The sequence below is a fragment of the Streptomyces sp. H27-H1 genome, from assembly GCF_026627445.1.
In the GTDB taxonomy this organism is placed as follows: Bacteria; Actinomycetota; Actinomycetes; order Streptomycetales; family Streptomycetaceae; genus Streptomyces.
The window spans coordinates 24,702-30,877 of the sequence record NZ_JAPNLJ010000061.1; the positions used below are offsets into that span (position 1 = coordinate 24,702).

7 protein-coding genes are annotated in these 6,176 nt (G+C 71.8%); 4 read left to right on the forward strand and 3 right to left on the reverse strand.

Annotated features, from left to right (window positions below):
- Window positions 1-124 precede the first annotated feature (124 nt).
- The 4 genes from OTB20_RS37040 to OTB20_RS37055 all read left to right on the forward strand — a co-directional run bounded on the left by OTB20_RS37040 (window position 125) and on the right by OTB20_RS37055 (window position 3,929).
- Complete coding sequence (locus tag OTB20_RS37040; RefSeq protein ID WP_267824335.1) at window positions 125-946, forward strand: MBL fold metallo-hydrolase; 822 nt, start codon at window positions 125-127, stop codon at window positions 944-946.
- Between the two features lie 112 nt (window positions 947-1,058).
- The gene (locus tag OTB20_RS37045) at window positions 1,059-1,865 is read left to right on the forward strand and encodes a prepilin peptidase (RefSeq protein ID WP_267824336.1); all 807 of its coding nucleotides are present in this window, start codon (window positions 1,059-1,061) and stop codon (window positions 1,863-1,865) included.
- A gap of 203 nt (window positions 1,866-2,068) precedes the next feature.
- Complete coding sequence (gene mqnC, locus OTB20_RS37050; RefSeq protein WP_267824337.1) at window positions 2,069-3,268, forward strand: cyclic dehypoxanthinyl futalosine synthase; 1,200 nt, start codon at window positions 2,069-2,071, stop codon at window positions 3,266-3,268.
- A 7-nt stretch (window positions 3,269-3,275) separates the two neighbouring features.
- Window positions 3,276-3,929, forward strand: a complete 654-nt coding sequence (locus OTB20_RS37055) for an imidazolonepropionase-like domain-containing protein (protein ID WP_267824338.1) — start codon at window positions 3,276-3,278, stop codon at window positions 3,927-3,929.
- On the opposite strand, the gene OTB20_RS37060 is transcribed toward OTB20_RS37055, so the two are convergent.
- The 3 genes from OTB20_RS37060 to OTB20_RS37070 form a co-directional block, all read right to left on the reverse strand.
- Window positions 3,895-4,218: a response regulator transcription factor gene (locus OTB20_RS37060; RefSeq protein WP_324290464.1), complete on the reverse strand. Its 324-nt coding sequence runs from the start codon at window positions 4,216-4,218 to the stop codon at window positions 3,895-3,897. The genes OTB20_RS37055 and OTB20_RS37060 overlap by 35 nt on opposite strands.
- Window positions 4,219-4,323: 105 nt before the next feature.
- Complete coding sequence (locus tag OTB20_RS37065; RefSeq protein WP_267824340.1) at window positions 4,324-5,157, reverse strand: DUF3152 domain-containing protein; 834 nt, start codon at window positions 5,155-5,157, stop codon at window positions 4,324-4,326.
- A 19-nt stretch (window positions 5,158-5,176) separates the two neighbouring features.
- Window positions 5,177-6,176 (reverse strand): hypothetical protein (locus tag OTB20_RS37070; protein WP_267824341.1); only part of this gene is annotated, 1,000 nt, incomplete at its 5' end.

Consider the following 6,176-nt stretch of genomic DNA (forward strand, 5'->3'; position numbering starts at 1 on the left):
TTTCCTTTTCGCGCGATCCGTGCGGGAGTGCGGCCGGGGCCTCGCGGGGACACGATGAAGGGGGCGGGGTAAGCCCGGGGGCGGTCGCGAGCGTGCTCACCCAGGGGGCCATCGGAGCTCCGCCATGACCACACGCAGAGTCGGCCGGGACATCACGGTCCTCGGGGACGCCCTCGAAGTACCCGGCGTCGGTTTCCTCCCGGTCAACGCCTTCGTCCTGCACGCCCGGGAGCCCGTGGTCGTCGACACCGGCCTCGGCCTGCCCGACCGGGACTTCCTCACGACCCTCTCCGAGGCCGTCGACCCCGCCGACGTGCGGTGGATCTGGCTGACGCACCCGGACCGCGACCACACCGGCGGGATCTTCGCCCTGCTGGAGGCCGCTCCCGAGGCCCGGGTGGTGACCACGTTCCTCGGCGCGGGCGAGATGTCCACGGACCGGCCGCTGCCGATGGACCGGATGTACTTCCTCAACCCCGGCCAGAGCCTGGACGTGGGCGACCGCTCCCTCACCGCCTTCCGGCCGCCCCTCTTCGACAACCCCGCGACCGTGGGCTTCTACGACGACCGCTCGCGGGCCTGCTTCAGCTCCGACTGCTTCGGCTCGCCCCTGCCGGACGCCGACCTCGCGGCCGGCGGTGACGCCGGGGCGGTCGGCCCCGAGGAGCTGCGGGCCGGCCAGCTGTTCTGGGCATCGGTGGACAGCCCCTGGGCGTCGGTCGCCGACCGGGAGAAGTTCCTCGATACGGTCCGGCCGGTCAAGGAGATGGATCCCGAGCTCGTGCTCTCCACCCACCTGCCGCCGGCCGCCGGGATCGGGCTCATCGCCCGGATGATCGACACGGTGGGCCTCGCCCCGGGCCTCGAGCCCTTCGTGGGCCCGGACCAGCAGGCGCTGGAGCAACTCCTGGCCGGCTTCGAGCCGAGCGGCTCCGCGGCTTCTTGAGGGGGCCGCCAGGCGCTGCTAGCGTGCGTCGCCAAGTCACGGGGTGCGGGGCGGGGGCATGGGATGAGGATCCGGGAACGGGCGGGCCGCGAAGCCGCGGTGGCGGGCTGACATGAGCATCACGTTGTTCGTGGCCGCCGTCACCCTCTGGGGCGCGGCGGCGGGACTCCTCCTGCCCCGGGCCGCCTACCGCCTCTCGGTCGAAGTGGACCTCCCCTGGCGCTCGGCCTGCCCGTCCGGCCACCCGCTGACCGGCCCCGCCGGCGGCTGGCTGGGCCGCTCGGTGTGCCCCCGGTGCGTGCCCGCGGGCCGGTGGCGCGGGGGCTACGCGCCCGCCGCCGGGGCCGTGCCGGCCACCACCCTCGTCTGTCTCGCGCTCGGGGCCGGGGTCGGGGCCCGGCCCGAACTGGCCGCCTGGCTGCTGCTGGCGCCCTTCACGGTCCTGCTCTGCTTCGTCGACCGTGCCGTGCACCGGCTGCCCCACGTACTGACCCTGCCGCTGGCCGCCACGACCGCGGTCGCGCTCGGCGGGGCCGCCCTGTTCACCGGTACGGGCGGTTCCTGGACGCGCGCACTGCTCGGAGGGTTCGTCCTCGGGGCCCTGTACCTCGTCCTCCACCTGATCAACCCGCGCGGCATGGGCTTCGGAGACGTCACCCTCTCCCTGACCGTGGGGCAGATCCTGGGCTGGTACGGGTGGTCCGTGCTGTTCGCGGGCACCTTCGCCGCGTTCCTCGCGGGCACCGTGCACGGATACGCCCGGATCGCCCTGCGCCGGGCGGAGCGCACCAGCCCGATCGCCTTCGGCCCCTTCATGGCCGGCGGGGCCCTCGCGGGTGTGATCTGCGCGGGTCTGGGGCTGGGTCTGGGGCTCGACCTGGGGCTCGGCCTGGCCCTGGGTTCCGGACCGGTCCCGTGATCCGATCCGTGTTCCGCTCCTCGATCCCTTCCGTGATCCGCCCCGCGATCCTGCCGCGATCCGTTCCGCGATCCGGGCCTTCCGGGACATCCCGCAGGGGGCCAGGCCGGGAGCCGGCGGGGCTGGCGTAGGCTGGATCGGTCCGGGAACCTCGACCGCAGCCGGGCGCCAGCCGAACGACACAGCCGAAAGGTGACGCACCGGTGACCGACCAGGCCGCTCTCCAGTCAGTCCTCGACCGAGCCGCCGCTGGGGGCCGGATCACCAAGGAAGAGGCGCTCGACCTCTACCGCCACGCTCCGCTGCACGCCCTCGGCCAGGCCGCCGACGCCGCGCGCCGGCTGCGCTACGCCGGTACCGAGCACATCGCGACGTACATCATCGAGCGCAACATCAACTACACCAACGTGTGCGTCACGGCGTGCAAGTTCTGTGCCTTCTACGCGGCCCCCAAGGACACGAAGAAGGGCTGGTCCCGCGACCTCGAGGACATCCTGCGCCGCTGCGCGGAGACCGTCGAGCTGGGCGGCACGCAGATCATGTTCCAGGGCGGCCACCACCCTGACTACGGCGTCGAGTACTACGAGCACCACTTCTCGGCCATCAAGAAGGACTTCCCGCAGCTGGTCATCCACTCCCTCGGCGCGTCCGAGGTCGAGCACATGGCCCGGATCTCCAAGGTGTCCGCGGAGGAGGCCATCCGCCGCATCCACGCCGCTGGTCTCGACTCCTTCGCGGGCGCCGGCGCCGAGCTGCTCCCGGAGCGGCCGCGCAAGGCGATCGCCCCGCTCAAGGAGTCCGGCGAACGCTGGCTGGAGATCATGGAGATCGCCCACGGGCTGGGCGTGGAATCCACCTCCACCATGCTGATGGGCACCGGCGAGACCAACGCCGAGCGCATCGAGCACATCGCGATGATCCGCGACACCCAGGACCGCACGGGCGGCTTCCGCGCCTTCATCCCGTACACCTACCAGCCCGAGAACAACCACCTCAAGGGCCGGACCCAGGCGACCGTCTTCGAGTACCTGCGCATGATCGCCATCGCGCGGCTCTTCCTCGACAACATCGCCCACGTCCAGGGCTCCTGGCTCACCGTGGGCAAGGAGGCGGGCCAGCTCTCCCTGCACTACGGCGCCGACGACCTCGGTTCGATCATGCTGGAGGAGAACGTGGTCTCCTCGGCCGGTGCCAAGCACCGCTCCAACCGCCAGGAGATCATCGACCTCATCCGCAAGGCGGGCCGTGTCCCGGCGCAGCGCGCCACGACGTACGAGCACCTCCTCGTGCACGAGGACCCGGCGAACGACCCGGTTGACGACCGTGTGGTCTCGCACATCTCCTCCACCGCCATCGAGGGCGGCACGGCCCACCCCGAGCTGAAGCTCATCTCCTCGAACTGACGCGCCCGTGCTGACGATCCACACCGCCGAACTCCTCGTCACCGGACCCACCGGCTCCGCAGCCGCACCGCTGCCCGGCGGCGCGGTGCTGGTCGAGGGCGACCTCATCGCCCGGGTGGGCCCGTACGAGGAGCTCGCCGCGGCCTACCCGCACGCGCGCGCCCGCAGCTGGCCCGGGGTGCTGACCCCGGGGCTGCTGGTGCGCGGCGCCGACGAGCTGCTGGAGCGCACCTACTACCCGGACGATCCCTACGAGATCACCGAGCTCGGGGCCGAACCGATCACCGGCGACGTGGCGCTGGCCGACCTCAAGCTGACCGAGGCCCGCTGGGGCAACAGCGCGCGGCGCGGCACGCAGAAGCTGCTCGCCCGCGGGGTGGTCGCGGTGGCCGGCCGCTTCACCAGCCCGGCCGTACGGACGGCGGTGGTCCGCTCCGGACTCACCGTCGTCCCGCCCGCCCCCTACGAGGGACCGGCCGCCCTGGATCCGCTCGCCGGCCGGGCCGCGGCCGAGGAGGCCTTCCACGGAGTCCTGGAGCCGGGCGCCCCGGCGCGGTTCGCGGTCTTCGCGGTGTCCGGTCCCGCGGAGCTGCTGGTACAGGGACCGACCACCTGCGTGGCCACGGTCATCGCCGGCAGGCTGCTCCACCGTCGTCGCTGAGCTCGGCGGAGTCCGCCTGGGTGAGCGCGGACAGGAGACAGACCTGGAGCCGACTGAGCCCGCCGAGCTTCTCGCGGATGTTGGACACGTGGAATTTGACGGTGCCGACGGACAGGCTGAGCTGCTCCGCGAGCTCCGAGTTGCTCGAGCCCGTGCATAAATTCATGAATACCACTGACTCTTGCCGGGTCAGCTGGATTTCCTCCCCTGGCCCGGACTCCGGTCCGGGCGCCGTCCCGGACTCGAACCGGCTGGGAAGAGTGATGCTCATACCGTTGTCGATTTCCATGATCCCCCCCGAGATGTTTCGATCGATATTTCATTGTAACGGCGGGCCCGGAGGGGGGAATGGCGGTTTCGGTCAGAACTGTGACGATCCGGTGGGGGCGGTCGTTCAAGGGACCAGCGGGCCTCTCACGTAATTACCGCGGGAGTCGAACGGCCAGGCGTTGGACCGGCAGCCCAGCAGCCCTTTGATCTGCTGCATCATCGCGGGTGCGGGCAGACCCGGGCCGGGGCAGGTCTCGTGGCCGCGGCCCAGTTCGTGGCCCACCTCGTGGTTGACGATCAGCGCCCGGTACTCGGCGGGCGAACCGTCGAACTGCGGTGAACCGAGCTGCCAGCGCCGGAGATTGACGATCACCTGGTGCCCGCTGCGGCAGTTCACCTCCCCCTTCAGCTCCGGGGTCACCACTTGGCAGAGCCGGTCCGTGGTGACCGGGGTGGCGATGCGCACCGTGAACTCCACCGGCCCGGACCCGGTCAACCGGAAGGCGTACCTCGAGTCGTGGGCCCAGCCGCGCGGGTCGCCGAGCACGGCGTCGACCGCGCGCGCGGCCTCGTCGGGATCGATACCGGAGCCGTCCTCGGCCTCGACGCGGTAGCGCCGTACCGGGCCGGAACCGTGGCGGGTGCCGGAAACGGTGGAGGCCCGGAAGGTGCCGGGCCCGGTCTCCGGGACGGCCGGGGGGTTCGGGGCGGGGGGCGCGGAGGTGCTCGGCGCGGGCGTCGGCGAAGGCGTGCGCGCGGGTGTCGGTACGGGCGGGGGCGCCGGCGGGGCCGTCCGTACCGACGGCGGCGGCTGCGGGGCCGACAGGTCGGCGCGGGGTGTGGAGGCCTGCGGCAGGAGTCCCGCCAGGGCTGCCGCCGCGGCGGCAGCCCCCGAGCAGAGCAGGAGCGGCAGGATCAGCCGGGCGGGCCGGCGTGCGGAGGCGCGGTGTTTCGTCATGTCCGAGTCGAGTCGTGGATCAGGCGGAAGTGAGCTGGGCGGCGAGCCGCATCCGCTCTTCCAACTGCTTCCTGGCCAGGGTCAGCACTTCGGCGTTCTGCTCGATCAGCCGCTTCTGGTAGGCGACTTCGACCGTGTGCCAGATGCCCACCAGGTTCGTGCGCGCTTTACAGGCCACGTCCTGCTGCGCGGCGGTGACCGCCTGCGGAGAACCGAGCGTGGCGTCGTTGAATCCCAGTTCCGGACTCACGGGGTCGTCGGTCCGATATCCCTTTTCCGCCATGCAGGCGGACCATTCCTTGATCGCCTTTTCGACCCGGGTGTCCTGCCGCGAACGCCCGTAGGCGTCGAACCCGAAGTTCTGCGGAACCATGACGTCCACCGAGTTCTTCACCGGCGCGTAGAGCTTGAGGAACGATTCCCGCATGCATCCGCCCGACGGAACCTTCTTTCCGTCGACGGTGAGGGAGCCCAGCCCCGATTTCTCGGATTCCTCCTGGCTCATGGGGACGGGTTTCGCGGGATCGACCTGCTCCTCGCCGTTCAGGAAGAGCTTCTCGTTCGGTCCGAGCTGCTTCGGCGCGGGCTTGGGCGGGCGGTTCTCCAGCACCGGGTTGTTGTAGCCGTAGCGGGCGGCGACCGCGGCGTCGGACAGGCCGTAGCGCCTGCTCTCGTCGCGCGGCTGCGCCGCCGATCCCGCGCGCGGGGACTCGTACCGGAACCCGTAGCGCTGCATGCACTGGTCGACCAGCCTGTCCTGCGCCTTCGCCAGCTGGGAGTTCTGCTCCCCGCTCGGTATGTACACGTCGAGCGGGAAGCGGAGGTCGCCGCTGGCCAGCAGGGTCGGCGCGGCGCCGATCGGGGGCTCCTCGCCGGCCGAGCCGCCGGCCGGGTCCGAGCCGCCGCACCCCGCGAGGGCCAGGGGTAACAGGGCGACGCCGAGCGGTCGCAGCAGGCGGCGGGAGAAGGGCATGAGGGCTCCGGTCGGGATTAGGATGTGGGCGCGGCGCGCCCCCCCC

Bases quoted from the DNA above. Each gene is read 5' to 3' on its own strand.
- OTB20_RS37040 (WP_267824335.1), top strand. From the start codon at position 125: ATGACCACACGCAGAGTCGGCCGGGACATCACGGTCCTCGGGGACGCC.
- OTB20_RS37045 (WP_267824336.1), top strand. From the start codon at position 1,059: ATGAGCATCACGTTGTTCGTGGCCGCCGTCACCCTCTGGGGCGCGGCG.
- OTB20_RS37060 (WP_324290464.1), bottom strand. From the start codon at position 4,218: ATGGAAATCGACAACGGTATGAGCATCACTCTTCCCAGCCGGTTCGAG.
- OTB20_RS37065 (WP_267824340.1), bottom strand. From the start codon at position 5,157: ATGACGAAACACCGCGCCTCCGCACGCCGGCCCGCCCGGCTGATCCTG.